Origin of the sequence: Aquimarina rhodophyticola (genome assembly GCF_042434915.1) — a bacterium.
Classification (GTDB): domain Bacteria; phylum Bacteroidota; class Bacteroidia; order Flavobacteriales; family Flavobacteriaceae; genus Aquimarina.
On the sequence record NZ_CP170198.1, the window covers coordinates 1,057,070 to 1,077,292 of the forward strand.

Genomic DNA, 20,223 nt, shown 5'->3' on the forward strand with positions numbered 1-20,223 from the left:
TTTTAGTTGTTTGTTTGAATTTTTTTGCCCCTTAAGTTTACATTATTTGTTACCCCAAAATTTAAAAAGCCTTTACCCCAAGAGGCTTTTTTTTTATGTCAATTTCTGATTGATAAATGTTATTAATTTTTCCAATGCTTTTGCACGGTGGCTTATTTTGTTTTTTACAGACCCAGCTAATTCTGCAAAAGTTTCTGTAAAACCATCTGGTACAAATATTGGATCGTATCCAAAACCTAGGGTTCCTTTTTGTTCTTTGCTTATAGCACCTTTACATATTCCTGTAAATACATGAGTAGTGTCACCTAGTTGCAGTGCAATCACTGTTTTAAATTGAGCTGATCGATTAGTAGATTCTTGAAGCCCCGTGAGTACTTTTACCATGTTTTTCTTCGAGTCTCTCTCTGGGCCTGCATAGCGTGCAGAATAAACACCCGGTTCGTTATTAAGTGATGGGACTTCGAGTCCTGTATCATCAGCAAAACAATCATAACCGTAATGTTCTTTTACATATTTTGCTTTTTGAATCGCATTTTTCTCAATTGTAGGGGATGTTTCGGGAATATCTTCAAAACAGCCAATATCCTTTAAACTTACAATAGTTAGAGTATCGGGTACGATGGCTTGTACCTCTTTTAACTTATTGATATTATTTGTTGCAAAAACAATTTTCATAGTAATAGGTGATTTTATTAAACCAATGGTTTCTTATTGTATTTAATCATAGTTAGCATCAAATTGGTTCATCCATTTACCCTGTACTCTTAAAACTTGCTCAATAACATCGCGTGCACAACCTTTACCTCCTTTTTTATTAGATATATATTTAGAAACTGCTTTTATCTCTGGTACCGCGTCTTGCGGACAGGTAGGTAAGCCTACTAGCTTCATTACAGGTAAATCTGGAATGTCGTCACCCATATACAAGACATTTTCTGCCTTGATATTATACACGTCAATATATTCATCTAATTGATCAATTTTATGATGTGCACCTAGATAGATATCGGTAATGCCTAATCCTCTTAGGCGTTGTCTTACACCTTCATTAGTACCGCCAGAGATGATACAGACATTAAACCCATTTTGTATTGCTGTTTTTAAGGCATATCCATCCTTGATGTTCATGGTTCGTAATAATTGACCGTCAGTATGAACGGTTACATTGCCATCGGTTAAGACACCATCTACATCAAAAATAAATGTAGTAATATGATTTAAATATTCTTTATAACTCTTTTCCATATGTATGCTGTATAGATTTAGTAATACTTTTATATAATTCTTTGTATATAGGATCTGTTAGAGATTCAATTTGTTGATTTAATGTTGTCGTATCATTTCGCTTGGCAGGACCAGTTTGAGCATCTTTGGGAGACATCGCTAATATTTTTGAGGATGTTTCTTGGATTAGTGGATGTAAGATATCAAATGGTATGTTTTTTTCAATACAAATCTCTTTTCCAATATGATATAAGTGATTTGTAAAATTATTCACAAAAACAGCTGCTAAATGTATTGTTTTACGTTGTTCTGATGAAATGGAATACACTTTTTTTGAAAGCGATCTAGCTAATTTTTCAAGTATAGCATAATCTTCTTTATATGTAGATTCTATACAAATAGGAACCGTTGAAAAGTCGACGTGATTATGAGAGCTAAAACTTTGTAAGGGATACAGTACACCTTTTCTTTGACTGTTATCGATCATAGACATATCAACACTTCCCGATGTATGCACTACTAAACGACCTGTAAACTGTAATTGTTTGGATACAGTGGCTATCGAGATATCGCTTACTGCAATGATATAAATGTCAGCCTCTTTTAATTTTGAAATATCCGAAGTAACTGAAGAAGATTTCTGATCAGGATGTAGCGTGCTATTACGTCGATTATAGCATTGAATTATATCAATAGTGTTTACAGCTTTCATAGCTCTGTATAAATGCATAGCAACATTACCAGAACCAATAATAATTACTCGTATCATGGCACAAAAATAAGGAAGTTATGACAAATGGATCTATCAAAAATCAACTTCTGTTAAAAGCAAATTTATAGTGTAGTTTCATGCCTTAAATTATTCTTAAAAACATTAAATTTGCCGAGCTAAAAAAGAAAAATTATTATGCAAAAAAAGTTATTTGGCATTTTGTTCTCCACACGTATAATGGCCCTTTTATTTATAGTATTTGCAATTTCTATGGGAGTAGGAACATTCTTAGAAGATGGTTATGGAACTACAGCTGCGCGTATTTGGGTTTATAATACTTGGTGGTTTGAAGCTATCATGGCTTTTTTTGTTATAAATTTTTGTGGCAATATAGTGCGCTATCAATTGTACAAAAGAGAAAAATGGGCAACACTTTTACTTCATTTATCATTTATTTTAATTTTATTAGGAGCTTTTGTGACTAGGTATATAAGCTTTGAAGGAGTAATGCCGATAAGAGAAGGAGAGACGACTTCTACCTTTTTATCAGAAAAGACATATTTAACAGTCTTTTTGGATGGTGAAATTAATGGAGAGCCTAGACGAAGAGTAGTATCAGAGGACTTAGAACTGGCAGCTGCAACCGCTAACAATTTTACTATAAACACAGATTATAACCAACAAGATGTTGTAATCCAATATAAAAATTACATTAATGGTGCCGAACTAGGACTAGTAGCAAGCGAAGATGGTACCGAGTACCTCAAAATTGTAGAGGCAGGCGATGGTAATCGACACGATCATTTTTTAGAGGCAGGAGAAGTTTCTAATATCCATAATGTTTTAATAGCTTTTAATAAACCTACAGAGGGCGCTATCAATATTACCTATGAAAATGATGCCTATTTTATTGAATCTCCCTTTGATGGAACCTTTATGCGTATGGCAGATCAACTGCAAGGAACGTTGGTTAAAGATGAGAAACAACCTTTGATGTTACGCTCATTGTATCAAACTGCCGGTATGCAGTTCGTTATACCAGATCCCGTAGTTAAAGGAATGTACGATATAGTACCTACAGAAATAAAAGCAAAAGGACAACAAGATGCTCTTATTATTAATGTTACAACCAAGGGAGAAACCAAAGAAGTTAAACTATTAGGAGGGAAGGGTTACGCTAATGATATGGAAAAAATTTCATTAGGTGGTCTTGACATGTATTTTAGTTATGGTTCTAAACGTTTAGAATTACCATTTGCATTAAAATTAAATGATTTTATAGCAGAAAAGTATCCAGGAACTGAAAAAGTGTATAAATCCTATAAAAGTAAAGTAGAAATAGTAGAAGGTACTAGTTCAACACCTTATGATATTTATATGAATCATATCTTAGATCATAAAGGCTATCGATTTTTTCAAGCCTCTTTTGATCCTGATGAGAAAGGGACTATTCTTTCAGTGAATCACGATTTTTGGGGAACGTATATAACGTATGCAGGGTATATGTTATTATACCTAGGTCTAATGCTTATTTTATTTACAAAAGGTTCACGTTTTAAAGACCTTGATGCGATGTTATCTAAAGTAAAGAATAAGAAAAAAACACTTACCACAATTCTGGCCTTGATAATTTCTACATTCTCATTTGCTCAGTCCGAACCAGGACATGTTGCTGGCCCCTTACAAACATTACCAAGTAAGGCAGAGTTAGATTCTGTAATTAAAGCAAATTTAGTGCCTAGAGAACATGCTGCAAAATTTGGAAGTATTGTTATTCAAGATGAGCGTGGACGTATGAAACCTGTCAATACATTTTCATCAGAATTACTAAGAAAATTAAGTAAAGATGATACTTATGAAGGTTTAAATGCTGATCAGGTCTTTGTTTCGATGCTCGAAAATCCTTTTATTTGGTATAGCGTACCTATTATCGAAATTAAGAAAGAGAACGATAGTATTCGTAAAATTTTGGGTGTACCAAAAACTGAAAAAAGAATTTCATTAATCGATTTATTTGAATCTGATGGTTCGTATAAATTGGATCCTTATTTAGAAGCAGCAAGTGCCACCAATACTCCTTCGAGTTTTGATAAGGACTTTTTAAAAACACATGAAAAGTTTTATTTATTGAATCAAGCTTTAGGCGGCGGAATTCTACGGGTGTTTCCGATTCCAAATGATGAGAATAAAAAATGGGTATCTGTGCCAGAATTAAATGAAGCTGGCTTTAAAGGAATGGATTCGGTATATACACGTCAAATTTTCGCAATATATCGTCAATCGTTACAAGAAGCGCGTAAGACTGGTGATTATAGTAAACCAGATCAGTATGTAGAGAGTATCAAAAGTTTCCAGCAAAAATTTGGAGGTGATATTCTTCCTTCTGATAGCAGGATCAAAACGGAAATAGCACTTAATAAATATGATATTTTTCGTTCGCTATATAAGTACTATATGGTGGTTGGATTGCTACTCATGCTTTTTGTAATTATAAGAATATTTAAAGATAATAAAGCGATACGCAGTACAATCTATACTATCATTGGGCTGACAATTTTATTATTTGCATTGCATACTACAGGTTTAATTATGCGTTGGTATGTATCTGGGCATGCTCCTTGGAGTGACGCTTATGAATCTATGATATATGTTGCTTGGGCTACCTTGGCACTAGGTTTAGCTTTTGGTAGAAAAAGTAATTTAACCATTGCAGCAACCACTTTTGTTGCTGCGATTATCTTGTTTTTTGCTCATGAAAATTGGACTGACCCTGCAATCGCTAATTTACAGCCAGTACTTGATTCGTATTGGGTTTTAATTCATGTATCCATTATTGTTGGTAGTTATGGTCCTTTCTTTGTGGGTGCTATTCTAGGAATATTAGCACTTCTATTAATGATATTAACCACTACTTCTAATAAAAAGAAAATGGAGCTTAACATTAGAGAAATTACTATCATTAATGAAATGGCTTTGACCATTGGTCTAGTGATGTTGACCATCGGAAATTTTTTGGGTGGTATGTGGGCTAATGAAAGTTGGGGTCGTTATTGGGGATGGGATCCCAAGGAGACTTGGGCTTTAATAAGTATCATGGTATATGCCTTTGTAATACACATGCGACTAGTTCCAGGATTGCGCAGTAAATGGTGGTATAATTTTGCTTCGATATTGGCGGTATATAGTATTTTAATGACATATTTTGGAGTTAATTTTTACTTAAAAGGACTCCATTCGTATGCAAGTGGTGATAAGGTAATTACTCCTAATTCGGTATACTATTCCATTGTGTTTTTGGCAATTTTGGGAGGACTTTCTTATTGGAGGTATCGGGTTCATTCAAAAAAATAAGTGAAATAGAAATAAAAAAGGTGGTTGTACTACTTTATACAACCACCTTTGTGTCGCTATTTCTATTTTTATTTGGCTTTCTTTTTTATATGAAATGCTAATGTCTTAGCAAGTTTTGCATAACTTTCTGATATCCTATATCCAGAGTTAAAATCATAACCCATTGCGCCATTACCTAGTGCTTTTATATAGTCAGCTTTGTATAATATTTTGTCTGGATTATCATTAGCATAAACACTTATTGTTGCATTTAATTTTGCTGGTTGGCGCATTACACCAACATTGTAACCAGGATAAATCCAAGTTGTTTTGATTTTCATCGTATGGGTTGCTTCCGTTAAATTTTTATCAGCTTTCATTTCTTTAGCATCAAAACGCTTATTAAAGGATTCAATAAATTTTGGTTCATAGCGATTCTCACGATCTGCAAACCAATTCTCTTTAAATTCAGTTCCTTTTCCAGCTTCTTTTTTTTCCCTCTTATCCATTTTATCTTTAAGAAACTCTTCTTCTGTATCAAATTTATCAACTTTGAGATTTTCATAGTCAAAAACTAAGTTGTAAGCACTGATGCCTTTTAGGTTTTTAATATCGCCTTCTTTATCTTTTCTCTTTTGTGCAGAAACGATAGTGGTTGTTAAAACTAGGACTAAGATTGCTATTTTTTTCATAAATAAAATGTTAAATTAGTAAGCTAAAGATATTTATATTTTTTAAACATAAAATAATGTCTACATTTTTTTATGTAGTAGCTAGTTGATTTTTTTTAATCATGTTAGAGATTACACAATTGATATGAATTAAAATTTTGGAACCGTGTAGTACTATCTCAATTATAAGGATAGTAGATCTCGTCTAATATTTACTCTTCATAAGGTGTTTAACGGAATTGTAAAGCCTACAGAACTATGATAATTGTCATAGTTCTGTAGGTATATGAATCGTAATTTTGGATGTAAATAGTAAACATTATGAAGAAAATACTTGTCCCTGTTGATTTTTCTAAATACTCTGAGTATGCATTAGAAGTAGCAGCAACCTTAGCCAAAAAGAACAATTCTGAAATCATAGTTCTACATATGATGGGATTATCCGAGGCTATTCTAACCAAAGATGAAGCGCAAGAAGCTACCGAAGCTCAATTTTACATGCGTCTAGCTCAAAAACGATTCGAAACTTTTTTAGATAAACCCTTCCTTAAGGATATCAGAACTACAGAAATGGTTCAAAACTACAAGATATTTAGTGAGATAAATACAGTTGTAAATGAAAATAATATAGATTTGATCGTCATGGGATCTCATGGCGCAAGTGGTCTTGAAGAAGTCTTTGTGGGATCTAATACAGAAAAAGTCGTTAGAACCTCTGATGTGCCTGTGCTAGTTATAAAAAATAAGCAAAAAGATTTTAAAATCAATGAGGTGGTTTTTGCCTGTGACTTTACGTTAGAAAATATTAACGTGTATCATAACGCTATGAAATTATTCAAGATGATAGGTGCCAACATTCATTTAGTATATGTCAATCTTCCTGGTGAACGTTTTAAAAGTACTTCTCAAATGGAAACCTTAGTAAGTGACTTTTTATTTAAAGCTGAAGCTGGAAACTTAAGTTTAATGGATAAAGTAGTATACTTAAATGATTACTCAATTGAAAGTGCCTTATTTGATTTTAGTAATAAAATATCTGCCGATATTATAGCACTTCCTACTCATGGTAGAAGAGGAATAGCACATTTTTTTAGCGGAAGCATAACGGAACGTATTGCAAATCATTCTGAGTTACCTGTGTTAACCTTCAAAATTTAATCAAATTAAGAGAATAAAAAAAGAGAAAGTCTTTATTAGATTTTCTCTTTTTTATAATAAATTCAAACAAAAGTCTTCACTTTTATAAAGCTTATTTCTCAATCCTTGATAATTGAGCTTCGATTTTGACCAGACAATCTCAAATTATTAAATTTAAAAGTACTTTTATATGGTGTTTGCTGAAATGGTGTTTTTTTCTTGAATATATAGGTCACTTTTAAAGTTCCTGCATTATAGATACACCAGACGAAGTTCCGATTCGGGAAACACCAAGATTAAGATAAGTCTTAATCGTTTCATAATCTTTGATACCTCCAGACGCTTTAATTTTTGCTTGACTTCCTATTTCTTTTCTCATTAATACTATGTCATCAATCGTTGCACCACCTGTTCCAAAACCAGTAGAGGTTTTTACAAAATCTGCCCCCGCATTAACACTAAGACGACATGCTTCAATTTTTTCGGTAATAGTTAAATAGCAGGTTTCGATAATCACCTTAAGTATTTTTGATCCAATTGCTTTTTTGATCTCTTTAATTTCGTTCGCTACTCTCTTATAAAGTCCAGATTTGATCCAACCAATAGTAAGAACCATATCGACTTCATCAGCACCATCAGCAATAGCTTGTTGCGCTTCAAAAATTTTGGCATTGTATGACATAGCGCCAAGTGGAAAACCTATAACCGCAACTACTTTGATAGTAGTGTTTTTAAGTATATTGTGAGCTAGAGACACGTAACAACTATTAATACATACTGCATAAAATTTGTAAGTAACAGCTTCCTGACATAGGTTGATAATATCATCTTGTGTAGCTTCAGGTTTGAGTAAGGTATGATCAATGAATTGATTGATTTTCAAAATAATTATTTGTGTGAGTTGATAACCTGTATAATATCATTTTTTTGAAGGACTCCTGATTGACGCCATACTTGTTTCCCATTTTTAAATAATAGCATGGTAGGAACGCCTCGAACTTGATATTGGGTAGCAAGATTTTGATTAGCATCAACATCTATTTTGATTATTTTAATTTGATCTCCTAAGTCTTTTTTTACTTCTTTAAGAATAGGGCCCAGCATTTTGCAGGGACCACACCAATCTGCAAAGAAATCTATGAGTACGGGAGTAGAGGAGTCTATAAGTTTATTAAAACTGCTTTTCATTGTAGTTTATTTTATCTGTGTATTTGAAAGATACATAAAATCAAATTTTTGTAAGGCAAATAAAACTATTAGAGAATTAATTATAACAAAAAATTATCCTTTTTAAGAAGAGTTTTAAAATTCTGTATAGGAATATCAATAGCATAGGTGCCAGTGAATGAAGGGCATACTATACAATCATCAAAATAGAATGTGAGTAAGGTATCATTAATTACAAAATTGTTTTTATAAACTTGAAAATCTCCTGATGAAAGCTCCCAGCATTCATAAAACAGTTCTCCATCTTTAATATTAGCAGTAATTGTTTTGTTAATAATTGACAGTACCTCTATCTCGGTATTAGATTGGAAGAAATTCTCGAATGTCATAAATTCTCCACCATTAGTGTCAAAATTAAGGCAATCAAAACCGTAATTAGAATGCACCGTACCCGAATAATAATTTTCTTTATATAGGACAACGCTTATCAAATTCTCTTTTGCCGAGAATAATTTGTAATCGATACTACGTTTATCCATTGATCTTTTGATATTAAGTGTATCGCATAGCAGCTCTTTGTCATCCAAAATTTCATTTTCAGTAGCGACAATGTTTAGGTAGTTTTCTTTAATATAGGTATTAAACTTTTTGTGAGATGGGTGACTAGCTTCTTTTAAATAAGGATATCGGTAGTCCAAAATATAATCATCGGTTTCTTTTAAAAACGTCTTTGTAGTTACCAAATCTCCCAATTGTTCTTTCTTATCTTTTATAGCTAACAACTTTTCTCTCTTACGTTGCTGGTTTTTATCATAATCTGCGGTTAATTTATCTTCAGAAAAAGATTGTTGATTGTCTAAAGTTTCTTCAACCTCTGGTTTGATGGGTAGTTTACTATCCTCATTTACGATCTTAGTTGGCTTATCATTTTTACAAGAAATAAGGAGTAGTATGAGTAGGAGCGATTGAATTTTCATAATAGTTAAGTTTAATGACAAATATAGATATTGAGTTTTTTATAATATATGATGTATATCATATATTGTTTACTCATTTAGCAAATAGTGTTTTGATCAATAAAATCATCTCAGCGTTATTATTTCGGGTGTATAAGTAAACAATAGCGGTAGCAGTTTTTTTATAACAGTTGTGTTATTATAATCATAAAGAGGGACTTATAGGAGTAAAGGTGTACTATTTAAAATCAATTATGCATTGATTAGGATCAGCATTGAATAAAATTATTTTTCTTCCTATCATAAAACTGAAAAGCATTCAATATATCAGTTATTTTAAGATTTATATCACTTCCTAGAGTTCGTGTAAATTCTTATTTTTGAAAGATGAAAGTCTTCGAAAAAAGTGACAATGTATTTACAATATTATCTGAAGCTGTACCAGAAGGAATAATTGTAGTTAACGAACAACAAATCATAGTAGCGACTAATGGATCGGCAGAACAGCTTTTTGGCTACTCAAAAGATGAACTAGTAGGAAAATCGCTTAATATTTTAATTCCCAAAGAGTATCATCATGTTCACGGTGATCATTTTGAACGTTTTGTAGGACATTCAGAAAAAAGGCAAATGGGACATGGTAGAGACTTGCATGGAGTGCGTAAAGATGGGTCGTTATTTGCTGTAGAGGCTGGGCTTAATCCCTTTACTATTTATGATACAAAGTATGTAATGGCATTAGTCATTGACATAACAGCTCGTAAAAAGCAAGAATTAGAAATTAAGGAGCTTAATAAAAATCTTGAACAAAAGGTAGCCGCTCGTACTCAAGATCTCAATATAACTATTAGTGCACTACAAGAAGAGGTGAAACTAAGAAAAGAGGCCGAAGAGAGGATCAAAGAATCCCTTAAAAAAGAACGGGATCTCAATGAATTAAAAACGAAGTTTTTATCTCTAGTTTCTCACGAATTTAAAACACCACTTAGCGGTATCTTAACATCTGCTACATTGGCAGGTAAATATACACAAGATGACCAACAAAGCAAACGTGATAAACATCTAGATACGATCAAAAGTAAGGTTAAGTATCTTGATAATATCCTTAACGACTTTTTATCTATTGAACGATTAGAGACAGGTAAGGTAAGTTATAAGTTTACTACGTTTCCACTTAGTAAGGTGATTAATGAGGTTATTTACAATGCCAATATGCTACTTAAAGATGGCCAAAAGATTGTGTATCCACAAAATGCCGACGAATTTAAAGTACATTTTGATGAGAAGATCTTAGAACTTATACTTTCAAACCTAGTGCATAACGCTGTAAAATACTCTGGAGAGCATAGTACGATAGAATTAAAAGTCACCAAACTCGACACATGCTTTAAATTCACCATTAAAGATGAAGGTATCGGAATTCCTGAAAAAGAACAAAAATTTATTTTTAAACGTTACTTTAGAGCCGAAAATGCATTGTTAGATCAAGGTACAGGTATCGGGCTTAATATAGTAAAGAGTCATCTTGAAAATTTGGGTGGGGCTATTTCTTTTACCAGCATCGAAAATTTAGGAACCACATTTAACATAAGTTTACCAATAAGCGCAAATCAAACAACCTTTTAATTATGAAAACAATTTTGCTTATCGAAGACGATGCAGCGTTACGTGAAAATACTGCAGAACTACTCGAATTATCAGCATACAAGGTAACAACCGCACCTAATGGCAAGATTGGAATACTCAAAGCAAAAGAAATCAATCCGGATATCGTATTGTGTGATATTATGATGCCAGAAATTGATGGATATGGTGTGTTAGAATCGTTATCTATGGATGCCCAAACTGCAAGTATCCCCTTTGTCTTTTTATCGGCAAAGACAGAACACAAAGAGATACGAAAAGGAATGGATCTTGGAGCAGATGATTACTTGACCAAACCCTTTGATGAAGAAGATTTGTTAAGTGCGATCGAAAGTCGACTTGCAAAGACCTTACTTCTTAAGCAACGTAAGGATACTATCGAAACTTTAAAGGAAGATACTCCTGAGGACAGTTTAAGAAACCTTAACGAGCTCAAGAATTTTTTTGATGATAATGGTCAAATCGTAAAAGTAGCCAAAGGCGATACTATATATAAAAAGGGACAGCATTCTAATAATATATTTTTAATACTTCAGGGTGTTGTAAAAACGCATACCATGGATGAGAACGGTAAAGATCTAATTACCGCTTTGTATAAAGCCGATGATTTCTTAGGATTCACGACCTTTCTCGAGACAACAAGTTATCAGGAAACTGCGACTGCTGTAGAGAATGTCGAAGTAGCTATGGTAACCAAAAAAGAGTTAAAAGAAATTCTAGAAAAAAATGCGACACTTTCTTTAGAATTGATGGAACTACTAACAGATAATTTGAGCGAAGTCAAAAATCAATTACTACAAATGGCATATAGTTCGGTTCGTAGAAAAACAGCCAATACTATACTCAAATTTGCAAATGTGATGAGCAAAACATCTAATGCTAACATCAAAATATCTCGCAACGATCTTGCAAGCGTTGCCGGAATAGCGACCGAAAGTTTAATTAGAACGTTGTCAGGATTTAAAAAAGAAGGTCTTATTGCGATCGAAGGTCGCAACATTCAAATTTTAAATTTATCGGGTCTGCAAATGATCGATTAATTATAGGTTTGATAACATAACCTGATTTTTATCATATTTTTAGCTCATTGCGCACTATACTTTTGTAATCAGACAAAGTATATCCAATGAAAAAGATATTAATACCCACCGATTTTTCTGAAAATTCATGGAGCGCCATTGTATATGCGGTGGCTTTTTTTAAGAAATCTACCTGTACCTTTTATTTGTTGCATATAACTCCAACAGAAGGTATCATCGTCGATGAACCACTTTTTACTGTTGAGAATAATAAGGACGCTATTCTTGTTGATAGTACAACAACCAATGCAAAAGCTAAGTTGGACGAATTACTTAAACGCATTGACAAATTACCACTTAATACAAAACATACCTTTAAACCATTAGTAGAATTTGTGTTTTTTGTAGATGGTATACGCAAGCATGTTGTTGATAAGCATATTGATTATATCGTGATGGGTACCAAAGGAGCATCCAATGCTTTACAACGCACGATTGGTAGTAATACTGGAGATGTTATTACTAAGGTTAAATGTCCGGTATTAATAATTCCAGAAAATGCACGATATAGTCGTCCTAAAGAAATAGCTTTTCCAACCGACTATAATATTAATTATAAAGCAAAAGTTGTTGATACCCTTACCCAGTTACTACTAGATAAAAAGGCAGCACTACGTGTTTTGCATGTAGCCAAAAAAGAAGAAAAACTATCTGATAATCAATTGATCAATAAAAATTTTCTAGATCAACAGTTGGGAAATGCTATTCCGCATAGCTTTCACTTTTTATCAAATCCAAATATAGAGCAAGCTGTTCAATGTTTTATAGAGAGTAGAGATATCAATATGATTACCATGGTTGCCAAAAATCTTAATTTTTTTCAACGTATTTTATTTCAACCACTTGTTGAAGAAATTAGTTATCATATCGATATCCCATTTTTAGTTCTTCACGAATAAAAATTGTTAACCTACCCATCTATTAAGTTATAGTTTAAAAAATTTCCTCAAGTATGTGTCAATCATTAGTCAATAAATATAATATACCAGGACCTCGTTATACAAGTTATCCAACAGTACCGTATTGGGATAATGAAACATTTTCTTTAACAGGATGGAAAAATAGTATTAGACAGTCTTATATTGAATCGAATAGGAGTGAAGGTATTAGTCTGTACATTCATTTACCATATTGCGAATCCTTGTGTACTTTTTGTGGTTGCAACAAGCGCATCACCAAACGACATGAAGTTGAGCTGCCGTATATTAACACATTGCTTAAAGAGTGGGACATGTACCTCAAACTATTTGTAACCAAACCTAGAATTAAAGAATTACATTTAGGTGGTGGTACACCAACCTTCTTTTCGGCGCCTAATTTGGAGTATTTAGTCAAAGGTATTTTAAGAACAGCCGAGCTAGCAGAAGATTTCGAATTTAGTTTTGAAGGACATCCTAATAACACAACCAAACTTCATTTACAAACGTTATACAATTTGGGCTTTAGTCGCGTAAGTTTTGGAGTACAAGATTACAATGAACAAGTACAAAACGCTATTCATCGCAAGCAAACTTTTAGTCAAGTGCGAAAAGTGACATCCTTGGCTAGAGAGATCGGTTATACATCAATTGGTCACGATATTATTTTTGGTTTACCTTTTCAAACTCAAAAAGATGTAGCATATACTATTTTAAAGACCAAAGAACTTTTACCAGATCGCTTGGCTTTTTATAGCTACGCACATGTACCATGGCTCAAAGGGAGTGGTCAACGTGGCTTTAAAGATAGTGATTTACCCAAAGCAACAGAGAAACGAGCTCAATATGAATTAGGTAAAAAATTGTTAGCAACTGCAGGATATGTTGAGGTAGGCATGGATCATTTTGCTTTGCCTACAGATGCACTTTATAAATCGATGAAGGATAAAAATTTACATCGTAATTTTATGGGATACACAGCATCCAAAACACAAGCTATGATTGGATTAGGAGTATCAGCCATAAGTGATAGCTGGTATGGATTCGCACAAAATGTAAAGGGAATTGAAGAGTACAAGCACTTGGTAGATGAACAAATTTTACCTGTATTTAAGGGGCATCTCTTAAGCGAAATCGACGTGATTGTTCGACAACATATATTAGATCTTATGTGCCGTATGCAAACTCGGTGGAATGAGAGCACTACAAAAATAACATCCCTGAATAAAATCATTCAACGATTGGCACCCATGCAGCATGATGGCTTATTACAATTGGATAGCGGTGGTATTACAGTTTTGGATAAAGGTAAACCTTACATTCGCAATATTTGTATGGCTTTTGATTTGCATTTGCAACAGCAGCAACCAACAACACAACTGTTCTCAATGACAATTTAAAAGCACCTGTTTCCAGTACTTCAGATAGCACTTCTTTTACCTATAAAGAAGTGTTTTTTTTGTTCAAATAATTGAAAGTTAATTTTGTACTTTTGAGTAAAATGATAAATTTATGGATCTACCATCAAGAAAAATTGTATTTGTTCAAGAATTCTTGAAGTTACAGGATGAAGAAATAATTAGCCGTCTCGAAAATGTTCTTAACAACGAAAACGCATTTGCTTTTGAAGAGATGTTAGTACCAATGTCAATGACTGCTTTGCACGATATGCTTGCTCAGGCCGAAAAAGATTTTCAAAGCGAAAATTATATATCGATGGGAGTATTAATTTCAAAATTTAAGTAATGATACATAAGATTATTTGGTCAGCTATGGCCGAGAGCCAATTAGAACAATTATATGAGCAGCATATAAAACGATCGAGTTTAAAAGCAGGTAAAAAAGTGGTTAGCCAGATTATTGGTGAAGTAAATATGCTTATCGAAGAACCCTACTTAGGAACGGTTGTAGAACCCTTAAAGCGTGATAAGATTGTATATCGTAAGCTCACTGCGAATCAATATAATCTGCTGTATACAGTAGATGAGACCAAAGATCTTATAAAAATTGCAACCGTTTTTAATTCTAGACGTTATCCTGTTATATAAGTAATTCATTATCGTGCGTATAGTAAGAGGAGGTATACGCAAGTTATGTGCTTATCAAACGATTCTTAATTCATGGCTTAGAGCATAGCGTTTCAGAGTTATTATAAGCTATTGATTTATTATTCTTTATAATCTTGTGTTTTCAAATTTTCTTTATTTTCTATATATCATATCTTTTAAAAAAAACGATTATTTTTTTCAAAAAAGGGTGTTTTTCCCCTTATTTGTCTCATAGAAAGATCATAGCTTTGGTTCAAGGAAAAACAATATAGTATTTACTTTCAAAAATTGAATAAGGTGAATTTTTCGGACAAAGAATTAAAAGAATTGGATGCTCATCTACATGAGATCGAAAAGATTATTAACGCAAAGACATTTGCATTATCATCAGATCAGCGTAAAAATTACAAGAGTATTGCTTCTCAAAATAATAAGGTTGTTGAGCAAGCCTTGCAATATATGGACCATCACCCAGAATGGGTGCCTAATTTTATTGATAAGGAAGAATTTGATCGTGATTTTCTCATAAGTAATCAGATAGATTCCCGTTTACAGTTGATACAAGACATTACCCAGCGACTTAAGGATACCAAAATATTATTGGATCATGATATTTATAATAATGTGTTGAGTTTTTATCGAATGGTACGGCATTTGGCAACCGAGAAAGAGCCAGGCGCCAATACGGTTTATCAAGACATTAAAAGAATTTTTGGCAGTAACGCTATACAAGAAAATATGTCGATTGTTAAATAAGGTTTTATCCTTTTACCCTTAGTTTCAAGAAAAGTCACATTATTGTGGCTTTTTTTGATCTTAAAAAATTATTGAAAAAAAAGGGTGTTTTTCCCCTGAAATAAATTCATTTTAAGTTTTTAGCTTTGTTACTTAACCAAATAAATATAACAATGGCTTTAGAAAACCTAATTAGTATCAGCTTCTCAGACAACGAATTAAAAGAACTTGATACCCATTTAAATTCCTTTAAAACAATTCTAAAAGGAAAAACAGTAAACCTATCACCAGATCAACGTCAACAATATGGACGTATTGCTAATCAAAACAAATTAATCGTCGATAAAGTTAAAAGTTATATGGAGCAAAATCCAGAATGGGTTCCTAACTTTATTGACAAAGAAGAGTTTGATAGAGATTATGCAGTGCGCAAACAAATTGAAGATCGTGTACATATGTTAGAAAATCTCACTCAACAATTAATTGATACTAAAACGTTATTGGATCATGATAACTATAATAATGCTCTAAGTTTTTATCGTAAGGTGCGTTACTTATCTGGAGAAAATGAGCCAGGCGCTAAAACAGTTTATGAGGATATGAAAAAACTTTTCAATCGAAATGTAGTTAATAGTACTACTAATTAAGAAAAAAGGTTACTATCCTATTATAAATGTTAAGAACGAAACCGCAGTGATGCGGTTTTTTTATGGGTGCTAATCTATATACAATTCTTTTGTAGGAAGCTACAACTGCTACGAGCCTTGCTCAAAGTGCTTTGATGTCTAGTGGCAGTGGCTATTACCCCAACATTAACTAACTATAGGCGTTATCAAGTGGGCTATGAGGCCTTATTTGACCCCCTAAACCCCTGCAACAATACCGTAAAATCCCTTACGATTGGGGGTAGACTCATTAAAAGCATCAATCGAAGCACTAGAAAGAGGGGGTGAGGGGGTATGGAGTAGGGGGTCACCCCCATACAAAGAGGGGGTGCCAAAATTTAGTCAGCATAATTTCTGTCTACTAGTATAATGGTATGGTTAATAACACTCCATATTAGCAGTAACTTGAACTAATGGAGGTTTTGGTGATAAGTACGGAATACCCAAACCTAAGCCTCGTAGAACAAAAAGAAGTCCGATGAGTATCACCAACATTGGTATTAACTTTTGTATGCGTAAGCGTTGTTTAGCACCAAGTAAACTTCCGGCGTAGACCGTTATAGTCATTAAGGGTATGGTACCAAGACCAAAAAATAGCATATACAAACCTCCATATATCAAAGAGCTACTTGCCATTGCTCCAAAAACAGCCATATATACTAGGCCGCAAGGTAAAAAACCATTAAGAAATCCAATTGTTAAAAAAGTATCTGGAGTTTTTTGTTTGAGTGCCATACCCAGAGAACTTTTAAGCTTGGATAGAACACGGTATATGGGTTTGGACAGGTTATTTTTGGCAAAAGTATGTTGCGGGATGAGTACGATTATTATCATAAGCACACCAATGATTATGGATAGTTTTTGCTGTAACCCAAAGAGATAAAGCTGTTTGCCAATAGCACCAAAAAACACACCCAATATACCGTATGCCACTAATCGCCCTATATGATACAGCGCTAGTTGCACTAATTTTTTAATGGAATTATGATGACTTAAGGGCAGCATAAATGCAATAGGACCACACATTCCGATACAATGAAAACTGCCTAGAAGCCCTAGTAGTATCGCCGAGAGAAACATAGTTTATAAATTAATTTGTTGTTTAAATAAGTACTCAGTTCCTTGATAGTACCAATTAACACTCACATTCCACCGACCTGGTATAAGATAGGAACTTTTAACTTGTAGTGTGGGCGTTACGAGTTTTATAGGGACCTCAAAATCTAATTTTTTATTTGAAGGTCGGTATAATGAAACAGTTCCAGTAATTTTTTTATATTGAGTGGTTTCTGGAAATTTGATAACCAAACCCTCTTTGGTTTTAATTAAGGATATATTGACATCAAGAGCATTGCCATTTTTTTGAGCATCTATCTCTTTTTGAAAAGCCAATTCTTTCTTGTAATACGCTTCGGTTACCAAATCATGTTGATAAGCTGTATTTGTATTCATACGAATAACAAAAAATAATATGAAAGCTATAAAAAATGCTATTGCTACTAGTATACTGATCGTTAATAAAACATAAATAACTCCCATAATTTTAATTTAGAGTTCAAAAATAGTTGTCCTGTAACTGCAAAGTATAATCCAATACAATTGTATAAAAATGAAAGAAGTATACTACTTTTGATTATGGTTATTGTTTTCTTGGATAAAGACATATAGGTGTCAATATTTTTAAATTGGGAGGCATCAAGAATGGCATCACACGCTGGTGAAAAAACAGCAATATCTTCAGAAATTGCAATACCTACATCACTCTGTGCTAAAGCTCCAGAATCATTAAGTCCGTCACCAATCATTCCTACTTTTTTTCCTTTATGTTGTAGTGCTTTAATAAAATCAAGTTTATCTTGAGGGGTTTGATCGAAGTGTAGCTTCGTTTTGTTAGGGAGTAATGTTTTTAAATGAGTGATTTCTCCCGAATTATCTCCAGATAGAACCATCAGGTCATACGTTTTGGATAGGGTATTAAAAACTCTTGATAAGGCTTTGCGATATGTGCTATGAAATGCATAATATCCCATATATTGATTATTGATAGCTATATGAACGACAGTATTTAAATAGGGAGAAGACGTGTTTTCTCTAACAAAAGAAGCTGATCCAATGCGTATGCTATTATTTTTGTAGTGTGCTTCAATACCTTTGCCAGCAATCTCTTTATATGTATCCAATGATAGTATGTCATGAGCCGTAAGGGTAGTATATATAGATCTACTCAACGGATGATTTGATGCTCTAAGAGCACTATTGAGCAAGTTAGATTGTTCTTTGTCTAGCGACGCACCTTTATAAGATGTAAGGTTACCTGTATTTGTAGTTATTGTACCGGTTTTATCAAAAATAAGAGTATCGAGATAAGCTAAACGCTCTACTACAGTACTATTTTTAAGAAAAAAACCATGTTTTCCAAAAATACGCACCATATTGCCTAATGCAAATGGTCTGGCAAGTGCTAATGCACAAGGACAGGCAATTATGAGAACCGCTGTACATACTTGAGCTGCTTGGCTTATATCTGTAAACATCCAATATATTGTTGATATGAGGGCAATACATAAAATACTTATTGTAAAATATTTACTTACTGTATCTGTAATGTTAATGTATTGAGAATCTTTATCTTGATTAAACACATCATTACTCCATAATTGAGTTAAATAACTTTGTTCGACTGACTCTAATGCTTCAATTTGTATAGGTCCTGACCCTTGACGTCCTCCCGCGTATAATTTTTCTCCAGAAGTTTTAAAAACCAATTTACTCTCTCCCGTAACAAAACTGTAGTCAATTTGGCCGTTACCATCGATAAGGACACTATCTACAGGAATAAGTTCTAGGTTACGTATAAGCAATCGATCTCCTTTTTTAATTTCATAAATTTGGATACTTTCTTCTCTCTTTAAAGAACCAGCATTAATTTTGGTAACAGCAATAGGAAAGTAGGACTTATAATCCCGCTCAAATGATAAAAAAGAATATGTTTTTTGTTGAAAGAATTTACCGAGTAATAAGAAAAAAATAAGTCCAGTTAAACTATCAAAAAAGCCTGTTCCCCAATCCATGATCACCTCGACAACGCTACGCATAAATAGTACGATAATACCTAAAGCAATAGGAATATCGATATTTAGCATACCAGAACGTATGCCTTTATAAGCAGAAATAAGATATTCTTGACCTGCATATATTACCACTGGTATAGAAAAGAGAAGCATTAGGAATCTAAAGATATATTTGTATTGATCTAACCAATACTCGGATACTTCAAAATATTCTGGAAATGATAAAAACATTACGTTTCCAAACGCAAAGCCTGCAACACCTAATTTGTAATATAAACTGCGATCAATATTTTTTTGAGATGTACTATAATCATCCAAACTTATGTATGGCTCATATCCTATAGAACTTAGTAAAATCACAACCTCTTTAAGAGAGAATTTAAGAGAATCGTATGTAATTCTAACTGTTTTTTTTGGAAAATCAATTTGAGAGTTTTTAATCTCACTTTTTAGTTTGTGTAAGTTCTCTAGAATCCAGATACATGAACTACAGTGAATTTGAGGTATGTGTAGTGTAACTATTTGTATAGTATCATCAGAGAAGTCTAAGAGTTTATGAACAATATCGGCTGTATCTAGAAACTCATACTTACCTTTAATATCACTAGGGGTTGATCCCGGTGCCTGCTGTAGATCATAATAGCATGTCAAATCATTATCAGAAAAAATTTCATATACAGTTTTACAACCAACGCAACAAAATAGCTTTTTATCAAATTTTATTGGACTAATCTCACAAGTATCTCCACAATGATAGCATATAGCATCTCCCATAAAAGAAGTTTTGATTGCAAAAATCTTAGGATATCATATAAAATTCTATGATATATATCAGTAATGTTTCAATATCATAGACTGCAATCTATT

General features: G+C 33.0%; 20 protein-coding genes. 10 read left to right on the plus strand and 10 right to left on the minus strand.

Annotated elements, in window-relative coordinates; translation table 11 throughout:
* Positions 1-93: 93 nt before the first annotated feature.
* Genes ACE939_RS04590 through ACE939_RS04600 form a run of 3 tightly spaced genes read right to left on the minus strand, consistent with a single transcriptional unit; the run spans position 94 to position 1,993 of the window.
* A complete protein-coding gene (locus ACE939_RS04590; RefSeq protein ID WP_378187612.1) occupies positions 94-675 on the minus strand; it encodes a non-canonical purine NTP diphosphatase in 582 nt (193 codons plus the stop codon).
* 42 nt (positions 676-717) lie between these two features.
* Positions 718-1,245 carry a KdsC family phosphatase gene (locus tag ACE939_RS04595; protein WP_378187613.1) on the minus strand — a complete coding sequence of 176 codons (528 nt, stop codon included), beginning with the start codon at positions 1,243-1,245 and terminating at the stop codon, positions 718-720.
* On the minus strand, positions 1,229-1,993 hold the full coding sequence (locus ACE939_RS04600; protein ID WP_378187614.1) for a Rossmann-like and DUF2520 domain-containing protein: 765 nt from the start codon (positions 1,991-1,993) through the stop codon (positions 1,229-1,231). The genes ACE939_RS04595 and ACE939_RS04600 overlap by 17 nt, the downstream gene beginning before the upstream one ends.
* Positions 1,994-2,131: 138 nt before the next feature.
* Between ACE939_RS04600 and ccsA the strand changes: the two genes are divergently transcribed.
* Complete coding sequence (gene ccsA, locus ACE939_RS04605) at positions 2,132-5,287, plus strand: cytochrome c biogenesis protein CcsA (protein WP_378187615.1); 3,156 nt, start codon at positions 2,132-2,134, stop codon at positions 5,285-5,287.
* A gap of 68 nt (positions 5,288-5,355) precedes the next feature.
* On the opposite strand, the gene ACE939_RS04610 is transcribed toward ccsA, so the two are convergent.
* On the minus strand, positions 5,356-5,958 hold the full coding sequence (locus ACE939_RS04610; protein WP_378187616.1) for a hypothetical protein: 603 nt from the start codon (positions 5,956-5,958) through the stop codon (positions 5,356-5,358).
* 300 nt (positions 5,959-6,258) lie between these two features.
* Here ACE939_RS04610 and ACE939_RS04615 point away from each other — a divergent pair, with 300 nt between their 5' ends.
* A complete protein-coding gene (locus ACE939_RS04615; protein ID WP_378187617.1) occupies positions 6,259-7,095 on the plus strand; it encodes a universal stress protein in 837 nt (278 codons plus the stop codon).
* A 217-nt stretch (positions 7,096-7,312) separates the two neighbouring features.
* On the opposite strand, the gene deoC is transcribed toward ACE939_RS04615, so the two are convergent.
* From deoC to ACE939_RS04630, 3 genes are all read right to left on the minus strand, one after another.
* Positions 7,313-7,957: a deoxyribose-phosphate aldolase gene (deoC, locus tag ACE939_RS04620; RefSeq protein WP_378187618.1), complete on the minus strand. Its 645-nt coding sequence runs from the start codon at positions 7,955-7,957 to the stop codon at positions 7,313-7,315.
* Between the two features lie 5 nt (positions 7,958-7,962).
* On the minus strand, positions 7,963-8,262 hold the full coding sequence (gene trxA, locus ACE939_RS04625; protein ID WP_378187619.1) for a thioredoxin: 300 nt from the start codon (positions 8,260-8,262) through the stop codon (positions 7,963-7,965).
* A gap of 80 nt (positions 8,263-8,342) precedes the next feature.
* The gene (locus tag ACE939_RS04630; protein ID WP_378187620.1) at positions 8,343-9,218 is read right to left on the minus strand and encodes a hypothetical protein; all 876 of its coding nucleotides are present in this window, start codon (positions 9,216-9,218) and stop codon (positions 8,343-8,345) included.
* A gap of 366 nt (positions 9,219-9,584) precedes the next feature.
* On the opposite strand from ACE939_RS04630, the gene ACE939_RS04635 reads away from it, so the two are divergent.
* The 8 genes from ACE939_RS04635 (at position 9,585) to ACE939_RS04670 (ending at position 16,267) form a co-directional block, all read left to right on the plus strand.
* Positions 9,585-10,823: an ATP-binding protein gene (locus ACE939_RS04635; protein WP_378187621.1), complete on the plus strand. Its 1,239-nt coding sequence runs from the start codon at positions 9,585-9,587 to the stop codon at positions 10,821-10,823.
* Positions 10,824-10,825: 2 nt separating this feature from the next.
* Entirely contained in the window at positions 10,826-11,881 is a 1,056-nt protein-coding gene (locus ACE939_RS04640; RefSeq protein WP_378187622.1) for a response regulator, read from the plus strand.
* An 86-nt stretch (positions 11,882-11,967) separates the two neighbouring features.
* Positions 11,968-12,819 (plus strand): universal stress protein, encoded by an 852-nt coding sequence (locus ACE939_RS04645; protein ID WP_378187623.1) that lies wholly within the window; start codon positions 11,968-11,970, stop codon positions 12,817-12,819.
* A gap of 53 nt (positions 12,820-12,872) precedes the next feature.
* Positions 12,873-14,237: an oxygen-independent coproporphyrinogen III oxidase gene (hemN, locus tag ACE939_RS04650; RefSeq protein WP_378187624.1), complete on the plus strand. Its 1,365-nt coding sequence runs from the start codon at positions 12,873-12,875 to the stop codon at positions 14,235-14,237.
* Positions 14,238-14,349: 112 nt separating this feature from the next.
* Positions 14,350-14,583, plus strand: coding sequence for a hypothetical protein (locus tag ACE939_RS04655; RefSeq protein WP_378187625.1), 234 nt, complete (start codon positions 14,350-14,352; stop codon positions 14,581-14,583).
* Entirely contained in the window at positions 14,583-14,885 is a 303-nt protein-coding gene (locus ACE939_RS04660; protein WP_378187626.1) for a type II toxin-antitoxin system RelE/ParE family toxin, read from the plus strand. The genes ACE939_RS04655 and ACE939_RS04660 overlap by 1 nt, the downstream gene beginning before the upstream one ends.
* Before the next feature lie 297 nt (positions 14,886-15,182).
* Positions 15,183-15,641 (plus strand): hypothetical protein, encoded by a 459-nt coding sequence (locus tag ACE939_RS04665; protein WP_378187627.1) that lies wholly within the window; start codon positions 15,183-15,185, stop codon positions 15,639-15,641.
* A gap of 152 nt (positions 15,642-15,793) precedes the next feature.
* Positions 15,794-16,267: a hypothetical protein gene (locus ACE939_RS04670; protein ID WP_378187628.1), complete on the plus strand. Its 474-nt coding sequence runs from the start codon at positions 15,794-15,796 to the stop codon at positions 16,265-16,267.
* 396 nt (positions 16,268-16,663) lie between these two features.
* Here ACE939_RS04670 and ACE939_RS04675 read toward each other — a convergent pair whose 3' ends face one another.
* Genes ACE939_RS04675 through ACE939_RS04685 form a run of 3 tightly spaced genes read right to left on the minus strand, consistent with a single transcriptional unit; the run spans position 16,664 to position 20,130 of the window.
* A complete protein-coding gene (locus tag ACE939_RS04675; protein ID WP_378187629.1) occupies positions 16,664-17,365 on the minus strand; it encodes a sulfite exporter TauE/SafE family protein in 702 nt (233 codons plus the stop codon).
* Positions 17,366-17,368: 3 nt separating this feature from the next.
* Positions 17,369-17,824 carry a FixH family protein gene (locus ACE939_RS04680; protein WP_378187630.1) on the minus strand — a complete coding sequence of 152 codons (456 nt, stop codon included), beginning with the start codon at positions 17,822-17,824 and terminating at the stop codon, positions 17,369-17,371.
* On the minus strand, positions 17,800-20,130 hold the full coding sequence (locus ACE939_RS04685) for a heavy metal translocating P-type ATPase (protein WP_378187631.1): 2,331 nt from the start codon (positions 20,128-20,130) through the stop codon (positions 17,800-17,802). Before ACE939_RS04685 ends, ACE939_RS04680 begins: the two co-directional genes overlap by 25 nt.
* Positions 20,131-20,223 lie beyond the last annotated feature (93 nt).

Bases quoted from the DNA above. Each gene is read 5' to 3' on its own strand.
- ACE939_RS04660 (WP_378187626.1), top strand. From the start codon at position 14,583: ATGATACATAAGATTATTTGGTCAGCTATGGCCGAGAGCCAATTAGAA.
- ACE939_RS04590 (WP_378187612.1), bottom strand. From the start codon at position 675: ATGAAAATTGTTTTTGCAACAAATAATATCAATAAGTTAAAAGAGGTA.
- ACE939_RS04670 (WP_378187628.1), top strand. From the start codon at position 15,794: ATGGCTTTAGAAAACCTAATTAGTATCAGCTTCTCAGACAACGAATTA.
- ccsA (WP_378187615.1), top strand. From the start codon at position 2,132: ATGCAAAAAAAGTTATTTGGCATTTTGTTCTCCACACGTATAATGGCC.
- ACE939_RS04610 (WP_378187616.1), bottom strand. From the start codon at position 5,958: ATGAAAAAAATAGCAATCTTAGTCCTAGTTTTAACAACCACTATCGTT.
- ACE939_RS04595 (WP_378187613.1), bottom strand. From the start codon at position 1,245: ATGGAAAAGAGTTATAAAGAATATTTAAATCATATTACTACATTTATT.
- ACE939_RS04655 (WP_378187625.1), top strand. From the start codon at position 14,350: ATGGATCTACCATCAAGAAAAATTGTATTTGTTCAAGAATTCTTGAAG.
- ACE939_RS04645 (WP_378187623.1), top strand. From the start codon at position 11,968: ATGAAAAAGATATTAATACCCACCGATTTTTCTGAAAATTCATGGAGC.
- ACE939_RS04640 (WP_378187622.1), top strand. From the start codon at position 10,826: ATGAAAACAATTTTGCTTATCGAAGACGATGCAGCGTTACGTGAAAAT.
- hemN (WP_378187624.1), top strand. From the start codon at position 12,873: ATGTGTCAATCATTAGTCAATAAATATAATATACCAGGACCTCGTTAT.
- ACE939_RS04635 (WP_378187621.1), top strand. From the start codon at position 9,585: ATGAAAGTCTTCGAAAAAAGTGACAATGTATTTACAATATTATCTGAA.
- ACE939_RS04615 (WP_378187617.1), top strand. From the start codon at position 6,259: ATGAAGAAAATACTTGTCCCTGTTGATTTTTCTAAATACTCTGAGTAT.
- ACE939_RS04600 (WP_378187614.1), bottom strand. From the start codon at position 1,993: ATGATACGAGTAATTATTATTGGTTCTGGTAATGTTGCTATGCATTTA.
- ACE939_RS04685 (WP_378187631.1), bottom strand. From the start codon at position 20,130: ATGGGAGATGCTATATGCTATCATTGTGGAGATACTTGTGAGATTAGT.
- ACE939_RS04680 (WP_378187630.1), bottom strand. From the start codon at position 17,824: ATGGGAGTTATTTATGTTTTATTAACGATCAGTATACTAGTAGCAATA.
- ACE939_RS04675 (WP_378187629.1), bottom strand. From the start codon at position 17,365: ATGTTTCTCTCGGCGATACTACTAGGGCTTCTAGGCAGTTTTCATTGT.
- trxA (WP_378187619.1), bottom strand. From the start codon at position 8,262: ATGAAAAGCAGTTTTAATAAACTTATAGACTCCTCTACTCCCGTACTC.
- ACE939_RS04630 (WP_378187620.1), bottom strand. From the start codon at position 9,218: ATGAAAATTCAATCGCTCCTACTCATACTACTCCTTATTTCTTGTAAA.